This is a genomic window from Pseudomonas sp. SORGH_AS_0211 (assembly GCF_031453455.1).
GTDB lineage: Bacteria > Pseudomonadota > Gammaproteobacteria > Pseudomonadales > Pseudomonadaceae > Chryseomonas > Chryseomonas aestiva.
The window spans coordinates 2,514,635-2,539,355 of sequence record NZ_JAVIZV010000001.1 but is presented as its reverse complement, the minus strand read 5'-3'; the positions used below and the strand labels follow the sequence as shown (position 1 = coordinate 2,539,355).

General features: G+C 68.0%; 24 protein-coding genes. 18 read left to right on the top strand and 6 right to left on the bottom strand.

The features are described 5' to 3' along the window. Positions 1-83: 83 nt before the first annotated feature. The 7 genes from QE393_RS11765 (at position 84) to QE393_RS11735 (ending at position 7,124) form a co-directional block, all read left to right on the top strand. Positions 84-1,100 carry a LacI family DNA-binding transcriptional regulator gene (locus QE393_RS11765; RefSeq protein ID WP_310043642.1) on the top strand — a complete coding sequence of 339 codons (1,017 nt, stop codon included), beginning with the start codon at positions 84-86 and terminating at the stop codon, positions 1,098-1,100. 243 nt (positions 1,101-1,343) lie between these two features. Continuing rightward, the gene (locus tag QE393_RS11760) at positions 1,344-2,285 is read left to right on the top strand and encodes a substrate-binding domain-containing protein (protein ID WP_310043641.1); all 942 of its coding nucleotides are present in this window, start codon (positions 1,344-1,346) and stop codon (positions 2,283-2,285) included. Between the two features lie 12 nt (positions 2,286-2,297). Beyond that, on the top strand, positions 2,298-3,074 hold the full coding sequence (locus QE393_RS11755) for an ATP-binding cassette domain-containing protein (RefSeq protein ID WP_027599921.1): 777 nt from the start codon (positions 2,298-2,300) through the stop codon (positions 3,072-3,074). Between the two features lie 13 nt (positions 3,075-3,087). Continuing rightward, on the top strand, positions 3,088-4,107 hold the full coding sequence (locus QE393_RS11750) for an ABC transporter permease (protein WP_310043640.1): 1,020 nt from the start codon (positions 3,088-3,090) through the stop codon (positions 4,105-4,107). After that, positions 4,104-5,213: a phosphotriesterase-related protein gene (locus QE393_RS11745; RefSeq protein WP_310043639.1), complete on the top strand. Its 1,110-nt coding sequence runs from the start codon at positions 4,104-4,106 to the stop codon at positions 5,211-5,213. Before QE393_RS11750 ends, QE393_RS11745 begins: the two co-directional genes overlap by 4 nt. Then, entirely contained in the window at positions 5,210-5,965 is a 756-nt protein-coding gene (locus tag QE393_RS11740) for a glutamine amidotransferase (RefSeq protein WP_273805903.1), read from the top strand. Before QE393_RS11745 ends, QE393_RS11740 begins: the two co-directional genes overlap by 4 nt. 28 nt (positions 5,966-5,993) lie before the next feature. Then, on the top strand, positions 5,994-7,124 hold the full coding sequence (locus tag QE393_RS11735) for a M20 family metallopeptidase (protein ID WP_310043636.1): 1,131 nt from the start codon (positions 5,994-5,996) through the stop codon (positions 7,122-7,124). On the opposite strand, the gene QE393_RS11730 is transcribed toward QE393_RS11735, so the two are convergent. The 3 genes from QE393_RS11730 to fepD are packed head-to-tail and all read right to left on the bottom strand — an operon-like array spanning position 7,121 to position 9,905. After that, positions 7,121-7,918: an ATP-binding cassette domain-containing protein gene (locus QE393_RS11730; protein WP_273805905.1), complete on the bottom strand. Its 798-nt coding sequence runs from the start codon at positions 7,916-7,918 to the stop codon at positions 7,121-7,123. The genes QE393_RS11735 and QE393_RS11730 overlap by 4 nt on opposite strands. Further along, on the bottom strand, positions 7,915-8,913 hold the full coding sequence (gene fepG, locus QE393_RS11725; RefSeq protein WP_310043635.1) for an iron-enterobactin ABC transporter permease: 999 nt from the start codon (positions 8,911-8,913) through the stop codon (positions 7,915-7,917). The genes QE393_RS11730 and fepG overlap by 4 nt, the downstream gene beginning before the upstream one ends. Next, the gene (gene fepD / locus QE393_RS11720) at positions 8,910-9,905 is read right to left on the bottom strand and encodes a Fe(3+)-siderophore ABC transporter permease (protein WP_273805906.1); all 996 of its coding nucleotides are present in this window, start codon (positions 9,903-9,905) and stop codon (positions 8,910-8,912) included. The genes fepG and fepD overlap by 4 nt, the downstream gene beginning before the upstream one ends. Before the next feature lie 126 nt (positions 9,906-10,031). Here fepD and entS point away from each other — a divergent pair, with 126 nt between their 5' ends. Further along, complete coding sequence (gene entS, locus QE393_RS11715) at positions 10,032-11,261, top strand: enterobactin transporter EntS (protein ID WP_310043633.1); 1,230 nt, start codon at positions 10,032-10,034, stop codon at positions 11,259-11,261. A 364-nt stretch (positions 11,262-11,625) separates the two neighbouring features. Here the strand turns inward: entS and fepB are convergent, their stop codons facing one another. Then, on the bottom strand, positions 11,626-12,594 hold the full coding sequence (gene fepB / locus QE393_RS11710) for a Fe2+-enterobactin ABC transporter substrate-binding protein (RefSeq protein WP_310043631.1): 969 nt from the start codon (positions 12,592-12,594) through the stop codon (positions 11,626-11,628). 274 nt (positions 12,595-12,868) lie between these two features. On the opposite strand from fepB, the gene QE393_RS11705 reads away from it, so the two are divergent. The 4 genes from QE393_RS11705 to dhbA are packed head-to-tail and all read left to right on the top strand — an operon-like array spanning position 12,869 to position 17,314. Then, positions 12,869-14,056 (top strand): isochorismate synthase MenF, encoded by a 1,188-nt coding sequence (locus QE393_RS11705; RefSeq protein WP_310043630.1) that lies wholly within the window; start codon positions 12,869-12,871, stop codon positions 14,054-14,056. Next, the gene (locus tag QE393_RS11700; RefSeq protein WP_310043627.1) at positions 14,053-15,678 is read left to right on the top strand and encodes a (2,3-dihydroxybenzoyl)adenylate synthase; all 1,626 of its coding nucleotides are present in this window, start codon (positions 14,053-14,055) and stop codon (positions 15,676-15,678) included. Before QE393_RS11705 ends, QE393_RS11700 begins: the two co-directional genes overlap by 4 nt. 8 nt (positions 15,679-15,686) lie before the next feature. Further along, the gene (locus QE393_RS11695) at positions 15,687-16,547 is read left to right on the top strand and encodes an isochorismatase family protein (protein ID WP_273805911.1); all 861 of its coding nucleotides are present in this window, start codon (positions 15,687-15,689) and stop codon (positions 16,545-16,547) included. An 11-nt stretch (positions 16,548-16,558) separates the two neighbouring features. Further along, positions 16,559-17,314: a 2,3-dihydro-2,3-dihydroxybenzoate dehydrogenase gene (gene dhbA, locus QE393_RS11690; RefSeq protein ID WP_405046245.1), complete on the top strand. Its 756-nt coding sequence runs from the start codon at positions 16,559-16,561 to the stop codon at positions 17,312-17,314. 468 nt (positions 17,315-17,782) lie between these two features. On the opposite strand, the gene rapA is transcribed toward dhbA, so the two are convergent. Then, positions 17,783-20,617, bottom strand: a complete 2,835-nt coding sequence (rapA, locus tag QE393_RS11685) for an RNA polymerase-associated protein RapA (protein WP_310043624.1) — start codon at positions 20,615-20,617, stop codon at positions 17,783-17,785. A 105-nt stretch (positions 20,618-20,722) separates the two neighbouring features. Here rapA and QE393_RS11680 point away from each other — a divergent pair, with 105 nt between their 5' ends. From QE393_RS11680 to QE393_RS11665, 4 genes are all read left to right on the top strand, one after another. Continuing rightward, positions 20,723-20,989 carry an aspartate-semialdehyde dehydrogenase gene (locus QE393_RS11680; RefSeq protein WP_273805913.1) on the top strand — a complete coding sequence of 89 codons (267 nt, stop codon included), beginning with the start codon at positions 20,723-20,725 and terminating at the stop codon, positions 20,987-20,989. Positions 20,990-20,991: 2 nt separating this feature from the next. After that, positions 20,992-21,576 (top strand): alpha-ketoglutarate-dependent dioxygenase AlkB, encoded by a 585-nt coding sequence (locus QE393_RS11675; RefSeq protein WP_310043621.1) that lies wholly within the window; start codon positions 20,992-20,994, stop codon positions 21,574-21,576. Further along, positions 21,573-21,731 carry a hypothetical protein gene (locus QE393_RS11670; RefSeq protein ID WP_007160293.1) on the top strand — a complete coding sequence of 53 codons (159 nt, stop codon included), beginning with the start codon at positions 21,573-21,575 and terminating at the stop codon, positions 21,729-21,731. The genes QE393_RS11675 and QE393_RS11670 overlap by 4 nt, the downstream gene beginning before the upstream one ends. 130 nt (positions 21,732-21,861) lie before the next feature. Beyond that, positions 21,862-22,308, top strand: a complete 447-nt coding sequence (locus tag QE393_RS11665; RefSeq protein ID WP_017642155.1) for an Hsp20 family protein — start codon at positions 21,862-21,864, stop codon at positions 22,306-22,308. Between the two features lie 66 nt (positions 22,309-22,374). Here QE393_RS11665 and QE393_RS11660 read toward each other — a convergent pair whose 3' ends face one another. Continuing rightward, positions 22,375-23,283, bottom strand: coding sequence for a LysR family transcriptional regulator (locus QE393_RS11660; RefSeq protein ID WP_310043618.1), 909 nt, complete (start codon positions 23,281-23,283; stop codon positions 22,375-22,377). A gap of 91 nt (positions 23,284-23,374) precedes the next feature. Between QE393_RS11660 and QE393_RS11655 the strand changes: the two genes are divergently transcribed. Next, the gene (locus tag QE393_RS11655) at positions 23,375-24,325 is read left to right on the top strand and encodes a ketopantoate reductase family protein (RefSeq protein ID WP_310043617.1); all 951 of its coding nucleotides are present in this window, start codon (positions 23,375-23,377) and stop codon (positions 24,323-24,325) included. After that, the gene (locus QE393_RS11650) at positions 24,322-24,717 is read left to right on the top strand and encodes a VOC family protein (RefSeq protein WP_310043616.1); all 396 of its coding nucleotides are present in this window, start codon (positions 24,322-24,324) and stop codon (positions 24,715-24,717) included. Before QE393_RS11655 ends, QE393_RS11650 begins: the two co-directional genes overlap by 4 nt. Positions 24,718-24,721: the final 4 nt, after the last annotated feature.

The window sequence follows — 24,721 nt, the reverse complement described above, 5'->3', positions numbered from 1 at the left end:
CTCGCTCAGGCAAGGTGTGAAACCTGGGCGGGGCAGGAGAGATGATCGGCCAGGCCGCTCCTTCTCTCATTGCAGGTGGACCCATGGTGAAAAGCGTGACCATTCAGGATGTCGCCCGGCAGGCAGGCTTGTCCAAGTCTGCCGTTTCGCGCTACCTGAATCACAGCCTGAGCCTGCCACCCGCCACGGCGCAGCGTATCGAGGGTGCCATCGAGGCCCTGGGCTTTCGGCGCAACAGCCTGGCCCAACGCCTGAGCAAGGGCGGCAGCGAGACCATCGGGCTGGTCCTGCCGGACATCGCCAATCCCTTTTTCGCCGAACTGGCCGACGCTGCCGAGGCCACTGCCTTCGCCCATGGCTACAACCTGGTGCTCTGCCTGACGCGCAACGATCCGGCGCGGGAGATCCAGTACGTCCACTGGAAGGGATCGCGCCGCGTCGACGGTCTGCTGTTTATCACCAACCGCGCGGATGACGGGACGCTGGCGGTGCAACTGGGCGCCTACCGGGAGATCGTGTTGCTGGACGAGGACGTACCGGGTACCTCGATGCCCAAGGTCTTCGCCGACAATGTCGTCGGCGGTCGCCTGGCCACCGAGCATCTGATCCGCCGAGGCCATCGGCGCATCGCCCATGTCTCCGGGCCGGCAGCGGTGATGAGCGTGAGGGAGCGGCGACAGGGCTATGAGCTCGCCCTGGCCGCGGCCGGAATCCCCTCGCGTCCCGACTATCTGCTGCTGGGTGAATACAGCCGCGAATTCGGGCGTCAGGCGGCCGCGACCCTGCTGGATCTGCCGGAGCCGCCTCAGGCGATCTTCGCCGCCAGCGACTTCATTGCGGTGGGGGTGCTCGATACCCTTCGCGAGCGCGGCCTGACAGTTCCCGCTTCCCTGTCCCTGGTCGGCTTCGACGACGCGCCCTACGCGGAATTGCTCACGCCGCCGCTCAGTACCGTGCGCCAGTCGGCGCGGGACCTGGGTCGCCAGGGGATTGAAGCCCTGCTGGGGGTGCTCGCCGGGCAGCCGGTAGCCGGGGAGCAGCGGGTGGCCGTGACCCTGGTGGAACGCGGCTCGGTCGCCCCAGCGCCTGCCCCAAGGTAGCACCAGGCGTTTCCATACTGCCCAGTCGCGGAGCACTCCCGGTGCTGTCCTGCCAGAGGCTCTGCGCAGGGGGTTTGAGTAACTGTTTGAATTGGCAGTGGAAGCTAGTCCTCTAGTCGCTGCTGGCACGCCTTGTGCTGTTTCTTTCCCAGCAGAACCTTCCGGGTTCTATTTTTTGGTCAGTTTAGTAAACCGGTTTACTAGCCGCTGCCGCATCCGCTGGCAGGGTAGAGGAGGATGGAGATGCTTCGATTCGGCAAGACGTTCGCTTCCATGCTGATGGTGTTCGGATTGGGCCTGGCCGGTGTCGTCCAGGCGGCGCCGGCCAAGCGGCTGGCACTGGTCCAGGTGAATCAGCAGGCACTCTATTTCACCCAGATCACCCAGGGTGCCCAGGCCGCCGCCAAGGCGGCGGGCGCCGAACTGGTGGTGTTCAACGCCAACGACAACCCCTCCGCCCAGAACGACGCCATCGAGGCCTATATCCAGGACAAGGTGGACGCCATCCTGGTCTGTGCCATTGACGTCAACGGCATCAAGCCGGCGGTCTCGGCGGCCGTCCAGGCCGGTATCCCGGTGGTGGCCATCGACGCCGTGCTCAAGGGCGACAACCAGGTGCAGGTCGGCGTCGACAACCGCGCCGCGGCTCGTCAGCTGGGCGAGTACACCGGCAGCTACATCACCCGTGAGCTGGGTGGCGAGGCCAAGATCGGGGTGGTGGGAGCCTTGGGTTCCTATGTGCAGAACCTGCGCCTGGACGGCTTCCGCGACGGGCTGGCACAGAGTGCGCCGAAGGCGAAGATCGTCGGCACCGTGGATGGCAACAACGTGCAGGACACCGCTCAGAGCGCCGCGGAAAATCTGCTCACCGCCAATCCGGACCTGCAGATCGTCTATGCCACCGGCGAACCGGCGTTGATCGGTACCGTCGCGGCCAGCGTCGCTCAGGGCAGCGGCGAACGTACCCGGATCTTCGGCTGGGACCTGTCGCCCCAGGCTGTCCAGGGCCTGGATGACGGCTCCGTGGCGGTGGTGGTGCAGCAGAACACCCGCGGCATGGGCAAGGCGGCGGTGGAGGCGGCGCTGGCGCTGCTCGCCGGCCAGCAGGTGACCAAGCAGCAGGATATCCCGGTGACCCTGGTCACCCGGGAAAACCTGGATTCCTATCGCGCCGATTTCAAGTAGCGGAGGCCCAGCATGGACACTGCGACGACGGTTCCCCGGGTCAGCATGACCGGCATCACCAAGAGCTATGGCTCCATCCAGTCCCTGCGCGGCGTCGACCTCGCCCTGCAGCCGGGCGAGGTCCTGGGGCTGGTCGGCGACAACGGCGCCGGCAAATCGACCCTGACCAAGATTCTTTCCGGCGCGGTGCTGCCCACCAGTGGCTGCATCCGCATCGACGGCCGCGAAGAGGTGTTCCAGGGCCCGGCGGATGCCCAGCGCTGCCGGATCCAGATGGTCTATCAGGATCTTTCCCTGTGCGACACCGTGGACGTGGCCGGCAACCTCTTCATGGGGCGCGAGCCCCGCCGCCGGCTGCTTGGCTTGCCGTTGCTGGACGAGCGCAAGATGCACGCCGATGCGCGCCGCATCCTGGAGGGGCTGGGCATCAGCCTGCCCGATACCCGCGCCCAGGTGCGCCATCTCTCCGGCGGCCAGCGCCAGGCCGTGGCCATAGCCCGTGCCGCGGCCTTCGAACCACGGGTACTGATCATGGACGAGCCGACCGCCGCCCTGGCGGTGGCCGAGGTCGAGGCCGTGCTGGAGCTGATCCGCACCATCAGCCGCCAGGGCGTGAGCGTAATCCTCATCACCCACCGGCTGCAGGATCTCTTCCTGGTCTGCGATCGCATCATGGTGATGTACGAGGGCCAGAACCTGGCGGAGCGCCGGGTGGCCGACACCAGTCTGGGCGAGATCGTCGAGCTGATCGTCGGCCACAAGTTCACCGCCCGTTCCGCCTGCGCCTGAATCGGAGGATTTCATGAATACCCTCGACCTGACCCGACAGCGCGTGGTGGTGCAGTCACCGCTGCGCCGCCTGCTGCACGACTATCCCGGCGTGGCCAGCATCGCGCTGTTCTTCGCCCTCTGCTGCCTGCTCTTTGCGCTGGTGACCGACAACTTCCTCAGCGGCGGCAACCTGCTCAACGTGATTCGCCAGAACGCGCCGCTGCTGATCGTGGCCGTGGCCATGACCCTAGTGGTGACCACCGGTGGCATCGACCTGTCGGTCGGTTCCACCCTGGCCCTGGTGGGCGCCCTGGCCGCCCTCGGCCTCAACACCTGGCAGCTGCCCTGGCCGGTGGTGCTGGCCGGCGGTCTGCTGGTGGGGGCGCTGATCGGCGCGCTGAACGGGTACTTCATCGCCTACGCGGGAATCCCGGCGTTCATCGTGACGTTGGCGACCCTGACCATCATTCGCGGCCTGGCACTGCTCATCACCCAGGGCTACTCCATTCCGGTCCCCCGTGAACTCACCGCCTTTCTCGCGCTCGGTCGCGGCTGGATGCTGGGACTGCCGCTGGCGGTATGGCTCGCGTTCTTCACGGTGCTGGGCGGCATGCTGCTGCTGGGCAAGATGCGCTTTGGTCGCTATCTCACGGGGATTGGCGCCAATGCCGAAAGCGTCCGCCGAGCAGGGGTGAACACTCGCGGCGTGTTGCTGCGGGTCTATGTGCTGAGCGGCATGGCGGCGGCGCTGGCCGGGATGATCGTGACGGCACGGCTGGGCAGTGGCTCCTCCAACCAGGGAGAAGGCTTCGAACTGGAGGTCATCGCCGCGGTGGTGCTCGGCAGCACCAGTCTGTTCGGCGGCTTCGGCACCATCCTCGGCACCCTGCTGGGCGTGCTGACCATGGCGGTGATCAAGAACGGCCTGATCCTCGCTCATGTATCGCCCTTCTATACCCAGATCGCCACAGGGGCCATCGTGCTGCTGGCGATCTGGCTCAACACCCGCATCCTCAAGACCGGCCGTCCGCTGGGGAGGGTAGGCGGATGAGTCTGTTTCGCCATCCTGAGCCGCTTCCGGTCGGGGTCGACAGCGGCCATGCCATGACGGTGCTTGGCCCGCTGCCGGTGGACCGGTTGGGCGTGACCCTGATGCACGAGCACATCCTGCTCGACGCCTCCGGCAAGTGGGTGCCACCCCGTTGCTGCGGCGAACGGCACCTGGCCGAGCAGCCGGTAAGCATCGAACTGCTCGGCGAGCTGCATCTGAATCCGCTGGTCAGCCGCGACAACTGCCAGCTGTTCGACGTGGACCTGGCCTGCGCCGAGCTGCTGAAATATCGCGCCCTGGGCGGGGAGACGGTGGTCGATCCCACCAACCTCGGCATAGGTCGCGATCCCCAGGCGCTGCAGCGCATCGCGCGGCTCACCGGTCTCAACATCATCATGGGCGCCGGTTTCTACCTGGAGCCCTCGCACCCGGCCTATGTCAGGGAGCGCTCGGTGGAGGAGCTCACCGCCCAGATCGTCCATGACGTGGGCGGAGCGGCGGAAAAGCCCGAGGTCATCGCCGGCCTGATCGGCGAGATCGGGGTGTCGGCTGCCTTTACCGCCAGCGAGGAAAAGTCCCTGCGCGCCGCCGCCCGGGCCAGCGGCCTCACCGGCGTACCCTTGGCGGTCCATCTGCCCGGCTGGGAACGCCTCGGCCACCGGGTGCTGGACATCGCCGCCGCCGAGGGCGCCGACCTGCACCACGTGGTGCTCTGCCACATGAATCCCAGTCATCGAGACCTCGACTACCAGCACGGACTCGCCGAGCGGGGCGCCTTCCTCGAATACGACATGATCGGCATGGGCTACTACTTCGCCGACGAGGCCGCCCAGTCGCCGTCCGACGAGGACAACGCCCGCGCCCTCGTCGGTCTGCTGGAGGCCGGCTACGGCGAGCGCCTGCTGCTGTCCCAGGACGTCTTTCTCAAGACCATGCTCACCCGCTACGGCGGCCACGGCTATGGCTACCTGCTCAAGCACTTCGTCCCGCGTCTGCGCCGCCACGGCGTCACGGGGGCGCAACTGGAAACCCTGCTGATCGACAACCCGCGCCGCGTCTTCCAGCGCGATCGATCGGCCTTACGTCCGCTACCGGAGAACCTATGAAACAGTCCGTTCTGCTCGCTGGCGAATCCTGGGTCAGCACCGCGACCCATATCAAAGGCTTCGACCAGTTCGCCTCCGTCACTGCCCACAACGGCGCCCAGCGCCTGCTGGCGGCACTGGCCGACAGTGACTATGCCATCACCCAGATGTGCGCCGACCAGGCGCAGACCGAGTTTCCCGCGACGCTGGAGGCCCTGCGCGACTACCAGGTGATCATCCTCTCGGATATCGGTGCCAACAGCCTGTTGCTGCATCCGGACACCTGGTTGCGCAGCCGCCGCACGCCGAATCGCCTGACGGCGCTGCGCGAGTACGTGCTGCAAGGCGGCGCCCTCATGATGGTCGGTGGCTACTACAGCTTCCAGGGCATCAACGGGGGCGCGCGTTATCGCGGCACGGCGGTGGAAGAGGTGCTGCCGGTGCGTTGCCTGCCCTATGACGACCGCATTGAGGTGCCTGAAGGCTTCACCCCGCAGGTGCACGGCGAGCATGAGTTGCTGCGTGGCCTGCCCGAGGACTGGTCCTATCTGCTGGGCTACAACGAGGTGGAATTGCACCCGGATGCCCAGCTCGTGGCGAGCGTCGCGGGCAGCGGCCATCCGCTGCTGGCGACCCGTGAAGTCGGCCAGGGGCGTACCCTGGTCTGGACCAGCGACATGTCGATGCACTGGATGCCCGACGACTTCCTGGCCGGCGATGCCTATCGGCGCTTCTGGCTCAACTGTCTGGATTGGCTCTCGCGGCGCGCCTGATCATCCTCAATCCGACTGGAGATCACCGATGCTCGACGATCCTCTGGCTCTGACCCGAGCGCTCCTGGGGTTTCCCACGCTCAATCCGCCAGGCGATGAAGAAGCCTGTGCGCAGTGCCTGGTCACGATGCTCCGCGAGGCAGGCTTCCACTGCGAGTTGCAGCGTTTCGGCGAGCGACGCTGCAACCTGGTGGCCTGGCTGCCAGGGCGTGGGGCGGGCAAGCCGCTGGGCTTTACCGGACACCTGGACGTGGTGCCCCTGGGCAATGGCACCTGGCGCCACGGCCCCTTCGCCGGCGAGGTGGCCGAAGGGCGCCTCTATGGTCGCGGCGCCAGCGACATGAAGGCGGGCATCGCGGCCTTCATCGTCGCCTGCCAGCGCAATCGCGACGTCATCGCCCAGGGGCCTGGCGTCCGGCTGCTGCTCACCGGCGGTGAGGAAACCGGCTGTGACGGCGCCCGGGCGCTGTGCCGGGACGCGCCGCACCTGCTCGGCGACCTGGGCGCGCTACTGGTGGGCGAGCCAACCGCCAATCGACCGGTGCTGGGGCACAAGGGCGCCTTCTGGCTCCGCTGCACGGCTCATGGCCGAACGGCCCACGGCGCCATGCCCGAGGAAGGGGAAAACGCCATCTACCGCCTGGCCGAGGCCATTGGCCAGGCGCGCACCTTCGCCGTCGGCCCGCCGCATCCGCTCATGCGGCAACCCACGCTCAATGTGGGAACCGTCAGCGGGGGGCTGAACATCAACTCGGTGCCGGATCGTGCCGCCTTCACCCTCGATCTGCGGACCGCACCGAACCTGGACCATGCCGACATTCAGCGGCGACTGGCCGAGCACCTGGGCAGCGATCTGCAGCTGGAGGTCCTGGTGGATCTGCCCGGTGTCTGTGCCGATATGGGCGACGCCTGGGTGCGGCAGGTCTTCGAGCGCTGTGCCACCCTGCATGGCGAGGCGCTGCCCGCCAGTGTGGTGCCTTACTTCACCGATGCTGCCGTGCTGCTGCCCGCGCTGAATGATCCGCCCACCCTGATCCTGGGGCCGGGCGAGCCGAGCATGGCGCACAAGGTGGACGAATACTGCGAGGTGCAACGACTGGAGGAGGGCACCGAGCTCTATGGGCAGTTGCTCCGGGACTGGATGCTCGCCGGACCCTAGCGCCGCGCCAGGGGCACCACCATGGGGGTCCCGGCCACCGGGTCGTCGATGATCAGGCAGTCGAGGTCATAGACCGCCTTGATCAGCGCGGGGGTGACCACCTCGCGCGGGCGGCCGGTGGCCAGCACCTTGCCGTCGCGCATGGCAACCAGATGGGTGGCGTAGCGACAGGCGTGGTTGAGGTCGTGCAGCACCATCACCAGGGTATGGCCCTGCTGGCGATTGAGGTCTTCCAGCAATTCCAGCAGGTCGATCTGGTGAGTGATGTCGAGCCAGGTAGTCGGCTCGTCGAGCAGCAGCAGCGGGGTTTCCTGGGCCAGGGCCATGGCGATCCATACTCGCTGGCGTTGGCCGCCGGAGAGGGTGTCCACCGCCCGGTCGGCCAGTTCGAAGACGCCGGTGGCCTGCATGGCGTGGGTCACCGCGCGCTCGTCGTCGGCGCGCACGCCACCGAACAGCGTCTGGTGCGGATAGCGCCCGCGGGCCACCAGGTCGCGCACCGAGATGTCGCCCGGGGCCTGGGAGCTCTGCGGCAGCAGCCCCAGGCGACGGGCCACCTCCTTGGTGCGATAGCTCTGGATCGCCTGGCCGTCCAGCCAGACCTGGCCCTGGCTGGGCGCCAGCAGCCGGCTCAGGGTGCGCAGCAGGGTCGACTTGCCGCAGCCGTTGGGACCGATGATGACCGTCAGCTCGCCATCGGGGATGGTCAGCGACAGGTCCTCGGCGATCAGCTTGCGGCCGTAGCCCAGGGTCAGGCGCTCGGCATGCAGGCGCGAAGCGGGGGCGTCGTTCATGAGCGGCGGGACTCCCAGATGAGCAGGCCGATCAGGTAGAGCCCACCCAGGCTCACCGTGACCAGGCCGACCGGCAGGACATAGGGCAGGAACAGGCGCTGGGCGAGCAGATCCGCGCCCAGCAGCAGCACCGCGCCGGTCAGGGCGGCGGCGGGCAGCGCCAGGCGCTGGGTGCCGGTCAGGCGGCGGGCGATCTGCGGCGCGGCCAGGGCGACGAAGGAGATCGGTCCGGCCACCGCGGTGCCGGCGGCGGTGAGCACCACGCCCAGGCCCAGCAGCGACAAGCGGGTGCGCTCAACCGGCACGCCCAGGGCGCAGGCGGTGTCGTCGCCCATCTCCAGCAGGAACAGCCGGCGACTCAGCGCCAGGCTGGCGGCCCCCGCCAGCAGGATGAAGATCACCGCCGGCCAGGCCTTGGCCCAGGTCAGGCCGTTGAGCGAACCGGCGCTCCAAAGGCCGGCGCTGAAGGCGGCTTCCAGGGAGGCGTGGACGATCAGCCAGGTGTTGAGCGCCATCAGCAGGGCGCGCACGCCGATGCCGACGATGATGAGTCTCAGGGTATCCACGCCGCTGCCGCGCCAGGTGAGGGCATAGACCAGGGCGGCGCTGAGCAGGCCGCCGATGAGGGCGGCGGTGGTGCTCCAGAGTATGCTGGCCTGGAACAGCACCAGGGCGACCAGCACCCCGCTGTAGGCGCCGGTGTTGAAGCCCATGATGTCCGGGCTGCCGAGGGGATTGCGCAGCAGCGACTGGAACAGCGCGCCGCTGAGGCCCAGGGCGGCGCCGATCAGCAGCGCCAGGGCCACCCGCGGCAGGCGCCACTGGGTGACCACCAGTTCGATGCCGCGCGGCGCCTCGCCGAGCAGGGCGGCCAGTACCTGGGAAGGATTCAGGGCCAGGCTGCCGCTGCCCAGGGCGAACAGCGCCAGCAACAGGGCGCCGCCGAGCAGGGCGAACAGCACGCCGGGCAGGCGCAGGCGATCAGGGCGGTTCATGCCCGACCTCCCTGGCGCTGGCGACGCGCCAGCCAGATCAGCAGCGGCGCGCCGAGGAAGGCGGTCACCACCGAGACGCGCAGCTCATTGGTGACCAGCAGGCGGCCGACGATGTCGGCGCTCAGCAGCAGACCGGGGGTGAATAGCAGGACAAAAGGCAGCAGCCAGCGATGGTCTTCGCCGATGGCCCAGCGACCCAGGTGCGGCACCATCAGGCCGACGAAGGCGATGGGTCCGACCGCGGCCGCGGCGGCCCCGCAGAGCAGGGTGATGGCCAGCAGACCGAGCAACTGGGTCTGGCGGACCCGGGTGCCGAGGGCCACGGCCAGATCGCTGCCCAGGCTCAGGGCGTTGAGCGCCGGAGCCAGCAGCAGGGCGATGACCACGCCGCCCAGCACCGGCAGGCTGGCGCTGCGCAGCAGCTCGAGCTGACGCACGTCCAGGGAGCCGAATTGCCAGAATCTCAGTTGATCGTAGACCTGGGGATCGAGCAGGGCGATGCCCGAGCTGACGCCTTCGAGCATGGCGCCCAGGGCCACCCCGACCAGCACCAGGCGCATGGGATTGAAGCCGCCGCCACCGGCGATGCCGGCCAGCAGCACCACCAGGCTGGCCAGCAGGGCGCCGCCGAAGGCAAAGCCCAGGTACTGCTCGGGACCACTGGCACCGAACAGGGCGATGCCCAGCACCACGGCGAAACTGGCACCGGCGTTGACGCCGAGGATGCCGGGGTCGGCCAGGGGATTGCGCGTCAGCGCCTGCATCAGGGTGCCGGCCACCCCCAGCGCCGCCCCGGCGAGCAGGCCGGCGAGGGTCCGCGGCAGCCGCGCCTCGCGCACGATGAGGCAGGCCGGCTCGCTGCAGCCCTGGCCCAGTGCCTGCCAGACGTCGGCCAGCGGGATGGCGGTGGCGCCGAGCGCCAGGCTGGCAGCCATCACCAGGAGCAGCAGGAACGCGGCGCAGCCGAGGATGAAGAGGCGGCGCCTGGTCATCCGCGGCGACCGACGGGGAGAGGAGTGGATGAGAACAAGGCGTATTAACACATGATAGTCTGTATTACATGCTAACAGCCTTGCCCCGGCGGCTCGATAGCGTCCCCTGTGTTTTTCCGGTGATTCATGTCCAAGACGTCCTTCCTGCTCGACTTCGGCCTGCTCAGGTCCCACGCCGCCTTTCGCACCCTGTTCATCGCCCGCCTGGTGTCCGTGCTGTCCCTAGGCCTGCTGGCCGTGGCGATTCCCATCCAGGTTCAAGTCCTGACCGACTCGCCACTCAAGGTAGGCCTGGCGCTGAGCATGGCCGGCATCGGCATGTTCGTCGGCCTGCTCACCGGCGGGGTGCTGGCCGACCGCCTGGAACGACGCCGCCTGATCCTGGCGGCCCGCTCCATCTGCGGCCTGGGCTTCGTCGGCCTGGCGGTCAACGCCAGCCTGCCCGAGCCATCGCTGACCGCCATCTACCTGCTGGCCCTGTGGGATGGCTTCTTTGGCGCCCTCGGCGTGACCGCGCTGCTGGCGGTCACGCCGATCCTGGTCGGTCGTGAATCCATGGTGCAGGCCGGCGCCCTGAACATGCTCAGCGTGCGGGTGGCGGCCATCGTCGCCCCGCCGCTGGGTACCCTGCTGATCGCCCAGAGCGGCGTGGCCTGGAACTACGGCCTGACCGCCTGCGGCACCCTGATCACCCTGCTGGTGCTGCTGCGCCTGCCGCCGTTGCCGCCGCCCGAGCAGCCGCGCGAGACGCCCTGGGAGGCCCTGGGCGGCGGCATCGCCTTCCTGTTCGAGAACCGCCTGCTGGGCGCGGTTGCCCTGGTCGGCGCCCTGGTGACCATGGCGAATGCGGTGCGGGTGCTCTATCCGTCGCTGGGCGAGAGTTGGGGGCTGGATACCGGACACCTGGGCTGGCTCTATGCCGCCGCGCCCCTGGGCGCGGCCATCGGCGCCCTCACCAGTGGCCGACTGAACCAGGCGCCACGCCCCGGGCGTACCCTGCTGATGACCGCGGTGGCGACCTTTCTGGCAGTGGCGATGTTCGCGCTGCTGCCCGGCTTCTGGCTGTCCGCGCTGTGCCTGGTGCTGTTCGGCTATCTGGGCGCGCTCAATTCCCTAGTGCAGTACGCGCTGATCCAGCGCCTGACCCCGGATCGCCTGCTGGGGCGCATCAATGCGCTGTGGACGGCACAGAACATCGGCGGCGAGGCCCTCGGCGCGGCGCTGTTCGGCGGCCTGGCAAGTCTGATGCTGCCGGCGCAGGCCGCCTGCGTCTTCGGCCTGGTCGCCACCGGGGTGGCCGCCCTCTGCTGGGCGCTGGCCCGCGGCCTACGCCGGGCGGAAAGCCTCGGCGCCTGATCCGCTCCGGTGCGCCTGGCGTAGTGTGGAAAACCGCGCAGCGTTTTCCACTGCGGCTCATGGCAGGGATTGGTGGACAAGGCTGCGCCGTTGTCCACGCTACGGGTGCTCAAGATCTGGCGTAGCGTGGAAAACCGCGCAGCGTTTTCCACTGGGACTCATGGCAGGGACAAGTGGACAAGGCTGCGCCGTTGTCCACGCTACGGGTGCTCAAGATCTGGCGTAGCGTGGAAAACCGCGCAGCGTTTTCCACTGGGACTCATGGCAGGGACGAGTGGACAAGGCTGCGCCGTTGTCCACGCTACGGGTGCTCAAGGCCTGGCGTAGCGAGGAAAAGCGCGCAGCGTTTCCACTATTGCCCAGTTCAGGGCTTGGCGTAGCGCTGTTCCAGACGATCCAGCAGCAGGTTGGCGCTATAGGGGTCGAGACGGAAGGTCTCGGCGCCCAGGGCTTCCACACGGTTGTCCTTGACCGCCGGCAGGTGCGCCAGCAGCGGATTGCCGCGTACCGCCTCGGCTTCCTTGGCATCCGCGGCGAACAGCAGGAAGGTCTGGCCCGTGAGACCGGTGGCGACGTTTTCACCGGCCAGTTGCAGGATGTCGTGGCGCTGCCCCTGGCTATGGCCGGTCTCCAGTCCCGCCGGCAGCGCCGCCAGTTTGAAGCCCAGGCTTTCCAGCAACTGACCCTGGGAGGAGGCGGCGGTCCAGAGATTGGCCTGGCGCGTCGCCGGGTTGTAGACGAAGGCCGACACCGGTTGTAGCGGCAGCTGCAGACGCGCCTTGAGATCGGCGACGCGCCGGTCGAAGTCGGCGACCACCTTGCGGGCGGCGTCCTCGCGGCCGGTGGCCTGACCGAGCAGCTCCACCACCTGTTGCCAGCTGCGATTGTCGTAACCCACCACCAGCACCGGGGCGATGGCCTTGAGTTGCTCGACCAGGCGCAGCGCCGAGTCGTTGCCGGCGGCGCTGACCAGGATCAGGTCCGGTACCTCGGCGGCCACGGCTTCGGCATTGGCTTCGCCGATATACAGGCGTTTCACGTCGCGCTGCTTGGCGACCGTGCCCCATTGACGCAGGAAGCCCTGGTCGTCGGCGAATCTGTTGTTGGGCGAGGTGGCACCGCTGGCCACCACCGGCGCGCCGATGGCGAGCAGGGAACCGGTGAGGGTGACGCTGGTGGAGACGATGCGTTGCGGCTTGGCGGGCAGGCTGACCTGGCTACCGTCGGCGCTGATCTGCCGGGGCCAGTCCGCCGCCCGGGCGGTACCACCCAGTGCCAGGGTCGCGAGGGCCAGGGTGGTGAGAATGCGAAACACTGACGACAAGCTGAACATGAACGCCTTCCGGTTGTAAGATAATCACTCTCATTTTCAAAGAAGCGCCTCCTGGCAGCAAGTCGTTCCGGCCATACCGTCGGTCCGCCGACCGGGAATGACAGGAGATCCCCTCCAGGCGAGCTTCCGCCCGGTGGATATTACTTTTATAAATCAATGGGTTGCGGGATAGCCGGGAATATCGTTCGGTCCCTAACGAATTGACTTTCCGCTATCCAGTACGTTAGCTTCTGCTTATTGATAAGCATTATCATTCGTGTAGAGGTTCATCGAAATGACGAGCAAGAGGGCCGAGGTGGTCGAAGAAGTTGCTGCCGATCGTCGGGAACAGGCCGCATTCCTGTTCCAGTCAGGCGATCTCGTCCTGCAGGGGCGGGGCATCTGCGCCCGGGTCGAGACACCGGCCAGCGGCGGTGCGCACCGGGACAGCCTGTTCCTCCACGCCGTGGAAGAGGCCTTCGCCCGTGCCCGCCAGGCCGGTATCGCCGAACCGGTGATCATGGGCGCCATTCCCTTCGATACCACCAGGCCCTCCTGTCTCTATGTGCCCCGGGAGCACGCCTGGATGACCCGCCCGGCGCCGGTCAGCAGCGCACCGGTCGCCCCGGCGCAGGTGCGCGAGGTGCGCAACCTGCCCAGTGCGGACGGCTTCTGCCTGGCGGTGGAGGAGGCCATCGAGGCCTTCCGCCGCGGCGAGCTGAGCAAGGCGGTGCTGTCGCGGATCCAGGAGATCCACCTGGCGGAGCCCGCCGACGTGGAGGCCATCCTCGCCAATCTGGCGCGGCAGAATCCCACCGGTTATCAGTTCCGCATCCCCACCGCCGAGGGGGGCGAACTGGTCGGAGTCAGCCCCGAGTTGCTGGTGCGCAAGCAGGGCGCCCAGGTCCATACCAATCCGCTGGCGGGTTCGGCCAAGCGTCGCGCCGATCCGCAGGAAGACCAGCGCGTCGCCCGCGACCTGCTGGAGTCCAGCAAGGATCACTACGAGCACCGCCTGGTGATCGAGGACATCCGCCGGCAGCTGGCGCCGCTGTGCAGCCGGCTGGACGTGCCCGAAGGGCCTTCGCTGCTCGGCACCAACGCCATGTGGCACCTGTCCACCGCCATCGACGGCGAACTGGCCGACAGCCGCACCTCGGCGCTGCAGCTCGCCTGCCGCCTGCATCCGACCCCGGCCGTCTGCGGCTTTCCAACGGCGGCGGCACGGCAATTGATCCAGCGCATCGAGCCCTTCGACCGCGGCCTGTTCACCGGCATGGTCGGCTGGTGCGATGCCCAGGGCAACGGCGAGTGGGTGGTCACCATCCGCTGCGGCACCGTGCAGGACGACCGGCTGCGGCTGTTCGCCGGCGCCGGCATCGTCGAAGCCTCGGATCCGGCGGCGGAGTGGGCCGAGGTTACCGCCAAACTGGGCACCATGCGTGCCGCCTGTGGTTTGCTCGACGAGGAGAACCCCACGTGAGTCTGGAATTCACCCCCTGGCCGGAAGACCTGGCGGCCCGCTATCGCGCCCTGGGTTACTGGCCCGATCTACCGATGACCGAGATCCTGGCGCGCAGCCGCGCGGCCCTGCCGGACGCGCCGGCGATCCTCTGTGGCGAGCGGCAGCTGAGCTATGCCGAGCTGGACGAGCGCTCCAGTCGCCTGGCCGCCCACCTGCAGGCCGCCGGGCTGCGCCGTCACGACACCGCCCTGGTGCAGCTGCCCAACGTGGCCGAGTTCTATGTCGTGTTCTTCGCCCTGCTCAAGGCTGGCATCGCCCCGGTCAACGCCCTGTTCAGTCACCAGAAGCTGGAGCTGCTCGCCTATGCGCAGCAGATCCAGCCCCGGCTGCTGATCGCCTCCCGCGAGCACAATCTGTTTCGCGACGACAACTTCCTCGGCGAGTTGCGCGACGTGGCGCCGGGCCTGAGCGAGGTCTTGCTGGATGGCGCCGACGACGCACGCAGCCTGCAGCAGCGTCTGGATACCCCGCTGGACGGTTTTCAGCTGACGCCTACCGCCGGTGGCGAGGTGGCCTTCTTCCAGCTCTCCGGGGGTAGCACCGGCACGCCCAAGCTGATCCCGCGCACCCACAACGACTACTACTACAGCCTCAGACGCAGCGTCGAGATCTGCCGCCTGACCCCGGCGACGCGCTTTCTCTGTGCCCTGCCGGCGGGCCACAACTACACCCTCAGCTCGCCCGGTGCCCTGGGCGTCTTCATCGCCGGTGGCTGTGTGGTCATGGCTCGCGATCCCGAGCCGCTGCGCTGCTTCGCGCTGATCGAACGCCATCAGGTGGACTGGGTGGCCCTGGTACCACCAGCGGTAGCGCTCTGGATGCAGGCCGCCGCCGCACCCGAGCAGCGCGCCCGGCTGGCCAGCCTGCGCGTGGTGCAGGTGGGCGGTGCCAGCTTTGCCGAGGCCCAGGCCCGCCGCGTGCCCGTGGAACTGGGCTGCCAGCTGCAGCAGGTGTTCGGCATGGCCGAGGGCCTGGTCAACTACACCCGCCTGGACGACGAGCCCGAGCGCATCTTCACCACCCAGGGCCGCCCCATGAGTCCTGACGACGAGGTGCGCATCACCGACGAGGACGGCAACCCGGTGCTCGACGGCGAGCCCGGTCTGCTGTCCACCCGCGGTCCCTACACCTTCCGCGGCTACTACCGCAGCCCCGAGCACAATGCCCAGGTCTTCGACGCCGAGGGTTTCTATTTCTCCGGCGACGTGGTCCAGCGCGATGCCGCCGGCTATCTCAAGGTGGTCGGCCGGGTGAAGGACCAGATCAACCGTGGCGGCGAGAAGATCGCCGCCGCCGAGATCGAGGGACTGCTGCTGCGCCATCCCGGCATCACCCACGCGGCCCTGGTCGCCATCGCCGACGAGCTGATGGGCGAGAAGAGCTGCGCCTGCCTGGTGGTCAGCGATCCGGCACTCAAGCCGGTGGCGCTGCGTCGCTATCTGCGCGAGCAGGGCGTGGCCGAGTACAAGCTGCCCGACCGTTTCCAATTCCTTGACCAGCTGCCGCTCACCGCCGTCGGCAAGATCGACAAGCGCCGCCTGCGCGAGCAGCTGCAGACCCCTTCCACCGAGCGTTCCTAAGGTTTCCCATGGCTATTCCCCGTCTTGCCTCCTATCCCTTGCCCCAGCCCGACGGCTTTCCCGCCAACAAGGTCGACTGGACACCTGCCGCCGACCGCGCCGTGCTGCTGATCCACGACATGCAGCGCTATTTCGTCGAATTCTATGGCGACAGCAGCCCGCTGATCGACCAGGTGGTGGCCAACATCGCCGCGCTGCGCGCCTGGGCCGATGCCCAGGGCGTGCCGGTGGTTTACACCGCCCAGCCCACGGACCAGCCGCCGGCCGACCGCGCCCTGCTCAACGACATGTGGGGCCCGGGCCTGACCCAGGCCGATCCCGCGCTGCAGCAGGTGGTAGCGGAGCTGGCGCCCAAGGGCGACGACGTGGTGCTGACCAAGTGGCGCTACAGTGCCTTCCATAGATCCAACCTGCAGGACCTGATGACCGAGTGGCGCCGCGACCAGCTGATCGTCTGCGGCGTCTATGCCCACATCGGTTGCCTGACCACCTGCACCGACGCCTTCATGAGAGACATCCAGGCCTTCCTGATCGGCGACGCCGTGGCCGACTTCAGCGAGGAAGAGCACCGCATGGCGCTGCGCTACGTGGCCACTCGCTGCGGCAGTACCCTCAGCACCGCCCAGGTCACCGGCGGCGCGGTAACCCTGGACGAAGCCTGGCTGCGTGCCCAGGTCCAGCCGCTGCTGGACGCCGACGACGAAGAGCCGGCGCTGGACGACAACCTCACCGATTTCGGCCTGGATTCTGTGCAGGTCATGACCCTGGTGGGCGAGTGGCAGAAGCGCGGCCTGCCCGTGACCTTCGCCGATCTCGCCGCCCAGCCGACCCTGCAGGGCTGGCTGGACCTGTTGCGCGCGCGCGCCTGAGGAAGCTCCCGATGACGCAACTGGATTTCACCGGCAAGCGCGTCTGGGTGACCGGCGCGGGGCAGGGCATCGGACTGCAGGTGGCACGCCGCTTCCAGGCGGCGGGCGCCGAGGTGGTCGGACTCGACCGACACTTCGCCGAGAGCAGCTATGCGTTCCGCACCCAGCTGCTGGATGTCGCCGACGCGGCCCAGGTCGAGGACGTCTGCCAGGCGTTGCTGGCCGAAGAACGCCGTCTGGACGTGCTGGTCAACGGTGCTGGCGTGCTGCGCCTGGGCACCAGCGACAGCCTGAGCCTGGACGACTGGCGGGCGCTGCTGGACGTCAACGTCTCCGGGCCCTTCTACCTGTTCCGCCAGCTGGTGCCGCTGTTCAAGGCCCAGGGCCAGGGCGCCATCGTTAACATCGCCTCCAACGCCGCCCATGTGCCGCGCCTGCAGATGGCCGGCTATTGCACCTCCAAGGCGGCGCTGGTGTCCCTGAGTCACTGCGTGGCCCTGGAACTGGCCGGGTCGGGCGTGCGCTGCAACGTGGTCTCGCCGGGTTCCACGGCGACCCCCATGCTGGCCGGCATGCTCGGCTCGCCCGAGGGCTATCAGCGCCTGGTGGACGGCCTGCCGGAAGACTTCAAGCTGGGCATCCCGCTGCGCAAGATCGCCCAGCCCGACGAGATCGCCAACACCGTGCTCTTCCTCGCCTCGGACCTGGCCAGCCATATCACCATGCAGGACATCGTGGTGGACGGTGGCGCGACCCTGGCCGCGTGAGGGTCTTGCATAGGTTGGGTTGAGCGCCAGCGAAGCCCAGCAGCGAAATATCCGACAACCGCGGTGTGTTGGGCTTCGACGATGGAGCCGTCTCAACCCAACCTACGACCAGGCGCAGTGATCGATCACGAGCTTGCCGGGGGTGATGCAGCTGAACGCCTACCCGAGCAGCGCCCTCTCACCTCGGGAGAGGGCTGGGGTGGGGGCGCCCTTGGCTACGACGCCCAGTGGAAAAGGCTGCGCCGTTTTCCACGCTACGGGGCTGAGCGGTTCCGTAGGTTGGGTTGAGCGCCAGCGAAGCCCAACGCAGGCGGCTTTGACTCCGCTCGTTGGGCTTCGACGAAGGAGTCGTCTCAGCCCAACCTAGGGTTAGGTGCGGTGATCCATCGCAGCCATGGGCCGCTCCTACGGTCCTGCAGGAGCGGCCCATGGCCGCGATTGAAGGGCCTCGCTAGCGAAGCCTTCAACTCAACCCGCCACCAGCACCCGAATGGCTTCCAGGCGCAGCGAGGCCTTGTCCAGGTAGGTCAGGCCTTCCTCGCGCTGCTGGCGCAGGCGATCGATCTCGTCCTGGCGGACGCTGGAGTTGACCGCGCGCAGGGCTTCCAGGCGGGCGATTTCCTCGTCCATGCCCGAGACATAGGCCTGGCGTGCCTTGGCGACGCGTTCCTCGTGGCGGGGCAGGGCCTTGTCTTCGCCACCGCCGATCAGCTTGGCCAGGGAGTCGCGCTGGGCCTGGACGAACTTGTTGGCACTGGTGCGCGGCACGCTTTCCAGCTGATCGTTCAGGGTCTCGAAGGCCACCCGGGCCGCCAGGTCGTTGCCGTTGGCATCCAGCAGGCAGCGGATCGCCAGCGGCGGCAGGTAGCGGCCCAGTTGCAGGGCTCGCGGCGCCACCGCCTCGCTGATGTAGATCAGCTCCAGCAGCACGGTGCCCGGCTTGAGCGCCTTGTTCTTGATCAGCGCCACGGCGGTGTTGCCCATGGAGCCGGACATCACCAGGTCCATGCCGCCCTGGGCCATGGGGTGCTCCCAGGTCAGGAATTGCATGTCTTCGCGAACCAGGGCCACGTTGCGATCGTAGGTGACGGTCACGCCTTCGTCGTCGCCGAGGGGGAAGCCCGCGTCCAGCATCTTCTCGCTGGGCTTGAGGATCAGGGCGTTGTCGGAGTGGTCCTCGCTGTCGATGCCGAAGGCGTTGAACAGCTCTTCCATGTACATCGGCAGGGCGAACTGGTCGTCCTGCTCGAGGATGTCCTCGACCAGCTGCTCGCCGGCACCGGCGCCCGAGGAATTGAGTTCCAGCAGGCGATCGCGACCGTTGTGCAGTTCCGTCTCCAGCGCGGCGCGCGCCTGGGCACCCTGTTCCAGCAGCGCCTGCCAGGTGGCGTCGTCACCACCGGCCAGCTGCTCGTCGAGTTCGCTGGCGAAGCGCGCTTGGAGGGCGCTGCCGGTCGGCGAGGTGGCCAGGAAGGCATTCAGCGCCTGGTGGTACCACTGGAACTGGCGTTCCTGGCGGCTGCCTTCGAGATAGGGCACGTGCAGCTGGATGGTGTGGCGCTGGCCGATCCGGTCCAGACGGCCGATGCGCTGCTCCAGCAGGTCCGGGTGGGCCGGCAGGTCGAACAGCACCAGGTGATGGGCGAACTGGAAATTGCGGCCTTCACTGCCGATCTCGGAGCAGATCAGCACCTGGGCGCCGAATTCCTCGTCGGCGAAGTAGGCGGCGGCGCGGTCGCGTTCGAGGATGCTCATGCCTTCGTGGAAGGTCGTGGCGGGAATGCCGGACTTCAGCCGCAGGGCGTCTTCCAGATCCAGGGCGGTTTCCATGCGCGCGCAGATGACCAGCACCTTGTGCGGCTTGAGCGCCTTGAGGGTGTCGATCAGCCACTCGACGCGGCCGTCGTGACGCCACCAGCGATCGTTGTCGTCTTCCGGGGCGAATTCGGTTTCCGGCTGCAGCGACTGGCCGGGCATGACGCCCTCGTCCAGGTAGGCATCCGGGAAGGGCAGGGCGTGGGCGTGCAGCTCGCGCTCGGGGAAGCCCTTGACCGCGGCTCGGGTGTTGCGGAACAGCACGCGCCCGGTGCCATGGCGATCCAGCAGCTCGCGCACCAGCCGCGCGCGGGCGTCGGCGTCGCCGGCTGCGGCGGCGGCCAGCAGGGTCTCGCCTTCCTGGCCGAGGAAGCCGCCGATGGCGTCCTGGGCGGCCGGGCTCAGGGCGCCGGCGTCGAGCAGTTCCTGCACGGCTTCGGCCACCGGGCGGTAGTGCTGGGACTCCTGCTGGAAGGCCGCGAAGTCATGGAAGCGGCTGGGGTCGAGCAGGCGCAGGCGGGCGAAGTGGCTGTCCTGGCCCAGTTGCTCGGGGGTCGCGGTGAGCAGCAGCACGCCGGGGATGACCTCACCGAGTTGCTCGACCAGGCTGTATTCGCGGCTGGCGCCCTTGGGGTGCCAGACCAGGTGGTGGGCTTCGTCGACCACCAGCAGGTCCCAGCCGGCGGCGAAGGCGGCATCCTGGGCCTTTTCGTCGCGCACCAGCCAGTCCAGGGAGACCAGCGCCAGCTGGGCGTCCTCGAAGGGATTGCCGTCTTCGCTGGCCATGAAGCGCTCGGCGTCGAACAGCGCCACTTCCAGATTGAAGCGGCGACGCATCTCCACCAGCCACTGGTGCTGAAGATTTTCCGGAACCAGGATCAGCACGCGGCTGGCGCGACCGCTGAGCAGCTGGCGATGGATCACCAGGCCGGCTTCGATGGTCTTGCCCAGGCCCACTTCGTCGGCCAGCAGGACGCGCGGGGCGACCCGGTCGGCCACGCTGCGGGCGATGTGCAGCTGGTGCGGGATCGGCTGGGCGCGGGTGCCGCCGAGGCCCCAGAGGCTGGACTGCAGCAGGCGGTTGCGATGCTCGTGGGTGTGATAGCGCAGGCCGAACCAGGGCAGGGGGTCGATCTGTCCGGCGAACAGGCGGTCGCTGGCCAGGCGGAACTGGATGAAGTTCGACAGCTGGGCCTCGGGCACGCTGCGTGCCTCGCGCTCCGCGGTGAAGCCGTGATAGGTCAGCAGGCCATCCGCTTCGGAGACCTCGCGCACGGTGAGCTTCCAGCCCTCGAAATGGGTCACCTCGTCGCCCGGGGCGAAGCGCACCCGGGTCAGCGGGGCGTTGCGCTGGGCATACTGACGCGTCTCCCCGGTGGCTGGATAGAGCACCGTGAGCAGGCGGCCGTCCAGGGCCAGGATGGTTCCCAGGCCCAGTTCGGCCTCACTGTCACTGATCCAGCGTTGTCCCGGTTGATGCGACGCCATGTGGAAGCTTCTCCCCAGCTATCAAAAAGCCGGCTATTTTAGCGAAAGCGGAGTCAGAAGCCTAACGCGCTCTTTGCCGCAGTCCGCGAATTCGAGGTCCCCGTCATGATCCCTGTCATTCCGCCGCCTGGCGTGACCCCGCCAAACCAGCTGGATCCCGCACCGGTGCGTCCAGCCATCGCCCCCATAGCGCCCGTGCAGGCGGCGGCCGAGACCGCGCACGCGCCCCTGGAGGACGAGGCCACCCTGGATCGCGAGGCGCGTCGCCGCCGCCGCCAGCGCGAAGCCCTGCGCCAGGGGCTCGGCGCCGAGCGCGCCCAGGCCCTGGAAGAGCCGGAGCAGGTGGGTGTCCAGGTGGATCTGCGGGTCTAGCCATGGTCGAGCGCCTGGAGCTGGACGACGCCGAACTGGCCTTCCAGCCGCACTGGCTGCCGGCGGAAACCGCCGACGCCTGGCTGCGGCAGCTCGACGCCGAAACCCCCTGGAGCCAGCCGCAGGTGCGGGTGTACGGGCGCTGGCATCCGATGCCGCGGCAGGTGGCCTGGTACGCCGATCCCGGGGTGATCTATGGCTACGCCGGCCTGGACCACGCCGCCTTGCCCTGGACACCGCTGCTGCAGCGGATTCGCGAAGCCGTCGAGGCGGCCTGCGGCCAGGGCTTCAATGGCGTGCTGCTCAATCGCTATCGCGACGGCCAGGACTCCATGGGCTGGCACAGCGACGACGAGGCCAGTCTCGGCGCCAATCCGCTGATCGCCTCGCTCAACCTCGGGGCCGCGCGGCGCTTCGACTTTCGCCGCAAGGGCACCAGCCGTATCGGCCATTCCCTGGAACTCGGTCACGGCAGCCTGCTGGTCATGGCCGGCGCGACCCAGCATCATTGGCAGCACCAGATCGCCAAGACCCGCAAAGCCAGTGGGTTGCGGCTGAATCTCACCTTTCGCCGGATAGCGACATGAGCGACGACAGCAACCTCATCGACTTCACCACCGAGCGCGGCAAGCGCATCCACGACCTCAAGGAGCGCCGCTTGCAGGAGGTGCGCTCGGCCTTCGAGCAGGCGCTGCCGCTAACCGCGGCCAAGAAGAAAAAGCGCAAGCCGAAGAAGAAATAGCGGGCACTACCGTTCGTCGGGATTCGCCCTTGAAATTCTTTGGGGAATTCCTATCTAGGTTCGTGCGGGATGCCGAAGTCGGGTCCCGCAGGCAATACCGAAACTTGCTGAACCTATCAGGAGATTCACCATGAGCAATGTACTGTCCCTGGCCCCGCTGTTCCGTCATTCCGTCGGCTTCGACCGGTTCAACGACCTGTTCGAATCCGCGCTGCGCAACGACGCTGGCAGCTCCTATCCGCCCTACAACGTCGAGAAGCACGGTGACGACCAGTATCGCATCGTGATCGCCGCCGCCGGTCTCCAGGAAGATGACCTGGACATCGAAGTCGAGCGTGGCGTGCTCACCGTCAAGGGTGGCCGGCGCGAAAACAGCGCCGAGAGCGTGACCTTCCTGCACCAGGGCATCGCCCAGCGCGCCTTCAAGCTGTCCTTCCGCCTCGCCGACCATATCGAGGTGAAGGGTGCCGATCTCAAGCACGGCCTGCTGAGCATCGAACTGGTGCGGGTGATCCCGGAAGAAGCCAAGCCCAAGCGCATCGCCATCTCCGGCCAGCGCCCGGCCCTGGACAACTGATCGTCCAGGCGTCCTGCCCAAGAGCCCCAGCCCCGCGCTGGGGCTCTTTCGTTTCCGGCTCCCGCGCTAGCGACCGTGGCCGAAGAGCTCCAGCAGCACCCCGCGCAACCAGCGATTGCCGGCATCCTGGTGATAGCGCGCGTGCCAGTGCTGCCTGACCGCGAAGCCGTCGATCGGCACCGGGCATTCGTGGACCCTGAGGTTGTAGGTCTGCGCCAGGGTGGTGCCGATGTGCCGTGGCAGGGTGACGATGAGGTCGGAGTTGCCGACCACCGCGCCAACGCCCAGAAAACCGGGTAGCTCCAGCACGATGCGGCGCTGCACCCCGGCGCGCACCAGGCCCGCTTCCAGCAGCTTCTGCCCGGTTCCGGCACTGACCAGCACATGGCCCTCTTCGGCGTAGGCCGCGGCCGTCAGTCGTTCGCCGAGGCGGGAATGGCTGGCGCTGACCAGGCAGACCCAGTCCTGGGGAAACAGCAGCTGCTGATAGAGACTGCCGCCCAGCCAGGGAATGAAGCCGATCGCCAGGTCGGCTTCGCCGATCTCCAGCGCCTGTTCGGTATTGCCGTCGATCCGTGCGACCTCCAGGCGTACACCGGGCGCCACCTCGCGCAGGTGCGCCAGGATCCGTGGCAGCAGGGTGATGTGGCTGGCATCGCTCAGGCAGAGGCGAAACAGCCGCTGGGCGGTGGCGGGCTCGAAGGCGACCTCCCAGGCCACCAGCCGGCGCAGGGATTCGAGCACCTCGCGACACGGGGTGATCAGGGCCTCGGCTTGCGGTGTGGGCTTCATGCCTCCAGGCGTGCGCACGAACAGCGGATCGCGCAGCTGCTGGCGCAACTTGCCGAGCCAGAGGCTGATGGTGGGCTGGCTCTGGCCCAGCTGTTCGGCGGCCCGGGTCACGCTGCCGGTGCGGTAGAGCACCTCGAACAGCATCAGCAGCTTGGGGTCGGGCAGGCCGTCCGTAGGCAGCATTATCAGGATTCCTGATGGGCGAATTGAGCCCTTTGTATAGCTCAATAGCAGGCGCGGGCCTAGGGTAGGGCGAAAACAAGGAGCCCGATCCATGAAAATCTGCATCCTCGGGGCCGGCGCCCTGGGCAGCACCTTTGGCGCCTGGCTGAGCGAGGCGGGACACGAGACCTGGCTGCTCAACCGGCCCAATGCCCATATCGAGGCGGTGGCGCGTGACGGCCTGGACATCGAGACCGCCGATGGCCGTCGCCGGGTTCAGGTGCGGGCGGCGGTCAGCGCCGAGACGGTCGGGGTAGTCGATCTGGTGGTGGTGCTGGTCAAGTCCTACGCCACCACCGCGGCCATGAGCCAGGCCCGGGCGCTGGTCGGTCCCCACACCCTGGTGCTGTCGCTGCAGAACGGCCTCGGTCACGAAGAGCTGCTGGCCGAGATCGTCGGCCAGGAGCGGGTGATCGCCGGCAAGACCTATGTCGGCGGCGTGCTGCTCGGCCCCGGGCGGATCCGCAGCGGGGTCGTGGGCAAGCGCACGATCATCGGCGAGCTCGACGGCCAGCTCTCGGCGCGCGTCCAGGCCGTCGCCGCCGTCTTCGAGGACGCCGGACTGGCTACCACGGTCAGCGGCAACATCCTCGGCACCCTCTGGGACAAGCTGCTGGTCAACGTCGCCACCGGTGCCCTCACCGGCATCACCCAACTCAGCTATGGCCAGCTCTATAGCGAGCCGCAGCTGCGTGACATCGCGCTGCAGGCGGTGGGCGAGGCCATCGCGGTGGCCCGCGCCGCCGGCGTCGAGCTGGGCCTGCGCGAGCCCCAGGCGGCCTGGGAGCTGGCACGCGAAGGGCTGCCGACGTCATTCAAGACCTCCCTGCTGCAGAGCCTGCAGAGGGGCTCCATCACCGAAATCGACTTCATCAACGGCGCGGTGGTGCGGCTCGGCCAGCAGTACCGCGTGCCCACGCCGGTCAACGCCACCCTGGTCGCCTGCATCAAGGGTATCGAGCGCGCCCTGGCCGACCGACAACAAGAGGACGCCACACCATGAGCATTCCCAAGGCCTATCTGGAACACGTCGCCATCTGGGTGAAGGACATCCACTGGCACATCCGCTTCTTCCACGAGGTGTTCGGCATGACCCTGCGCGAAGTGCAGGGCACGGTCGAACAGCCCAGTCAGTACTGGACGCTGGGCGGGATGCAATTCATGAGCAAGCCGGACTTCGAAGGCGCCGAGGGGCGCCTGGGTCATCTGGGGCTGATGTGCGAGGACCTGGACGCCGCCCTGGCCGCCGCCCGCCGTTTCGCGGGCGTGGAGCAACTGCCCCAGGGCCCCAACTGGCTGCGCCTGCCCGATGGCCTGGCGCTGGAGTTCATCCAGGCCATGCCGGCCCGCGCCGTGCACGACGCCCTGGCCGTCAACGCCCGCCAATCCGAGTGACAGC